General features: G+C 64.0%; 2 protein-coding genes. Both read left to right on the forward strand.

Annotated elements, in window-relative coordinates:
* Nucleotides 1-23 precede the first annotated feature (23 nt).
* Entirely contained in the window at nucleotides 24-1,091 is a 1,068-nt protein-coding gene (murG, locus tag AB4Z11_RS31775; protein ID WP_442030174.1) for an undecaprenyldiphospho-muramoylpentapeptide beta-N-acetylglucosaminyltransferase, read from the forward strand.
* Nucleotides 1,088-1,385: Mur ligase domain-containing protein (locus AB4Z11_RS31780; RefSeq protein WP_442030172.1), on the forward strand; the 298-nt coding region annotated here is incomplete at its 3' end. The genes murG and AB4Z11_RS31780, both read left to right, overlap by 4 nt.

Raw genomic sequence — 1,385 nt, forward strand, 5'->3', positions numbered from 1 at the left:
GTACTGATGCGAGGTGGCCGGATATGAAACGCCTGATGATCATGGCAGCCGGCACCGGCGGCCACATTTTCCCTGGTCTGGCGATTGCCCAGACCATGCGCGCTCGTGGCTGGGAAGTCAGCTGGCTGGGTACCTCGCATGGCATGGAAACGGAACTGGTGCCGAAGAATGGCGTCGAAATGGACACCATCAACTTCAGCGGCATGCGCGGCAAAGGCCTGGCGCACACCATTGGCGGCGCCTTCAAGATGGTTGGCGCTTTCATGAGCAGCTTTGGCTTCATCGGCAAGCGCAAGCCGGACGTGGTGCTGGGCATGGGCGGCTACGTCTGCGTGCCGGGCGGCGTGATGGCGCGTCTGCGCCGCAAGCCGCTGGTGCTGGTCAATGCCGACGCAGCCTTGCTGCTGTCGAACAAAACGCTGGCGCCGATGGCGGACAAGGTCTGCTTCGGTTTCCCGGCCGATTTCGGCGCCGCTGCCGGCAAGGCGATCGTCACCGGCAATCCGGTGCGCAAGGAGATTCTGGCCGTGCCTTCGCCTGAGCAGCGCTTTGCAAACCGCGAAGGCCAGTTGCGCATCCTGGTGGTGGGCGGCAGTCTCGGTGCGAAAGCGCTGAACGATGCGCTGCCGGCCGCGCTGGCGATGCTGGTGCCGGAACAGCGTCCGCTGGTGACCCACCAGTCGGGCAAGAAGAATATCAACGCCCTGCGTGAGGCTTACGCGCACGCGGACGTGGAAGCAAACGTGGTCGACTTCATCGACGACATGGCAAGCGCTTATGCGCAGGCGGACATTGTGATCTGCCGCGCGGGCGCCATTACCGTGTCCGAGCTGACGGCGGCCGGCGTGGCGAGTGTGCTGGTTCCGCTGGTGGCATCGACCACCAGCCACCAGCGCGACAACGCGCAGTGGATGGCGAAGCAGGGCGCCGCCATTCATATGCCGCAGTCGGAATTGAACCCGCAAAGCCTGGCAGCGCTGTTGCAGACGCTGTCACGCGGCACTTGCCAGAAGATGGCTGTGGCAGCGCATGCGGCAGGCAAACGCGACGCGAACGACGCCATCGCACAAGTATTGGAAGCACTAGCATGAAACACAAGGTCAAGAACATTCACTTCGTCGGCATTGGCGGCAGCGGCATGAGCGGCATCGCCGAGGTGCTGGTCACGCTCGGCTATAACGTCTCGGGTTCCGACCTGGGCGCGAACGCCGTGACCCAGCGCCTGATCGACATGGGCGCCAAGGTTTATCAGGGCCACGCCGCAGAAAACATCGGTACCGCCGATGCCGTCGTGACCTCCACCGCGGTGAAGGAAGACAATCCGGAAGTGGTCGCAGCGCGCGCCCGCAAGATCCCTATCGTGCCGCGCGCCGTGATGCTCGGTG

Origin of the sequence: Pseudoduganella sp. RAF53_2, assembly GCF_052113985.1 — a bacterium.
Taxonomy (GTDB): Bacteria; Pseudomonadota; Gammaproteobacteria; order Burkholderiales; family Burkholderiaceae_D; genus Rugamonas.

Coding starts and splice junctions, on each gene's coding strand:
- murG (WP_442030174.1), top strand. CDS start 24: ATGAAACGCCTGATGATCATGGCAGCCGGCACCGGCGGCCACATTTTC.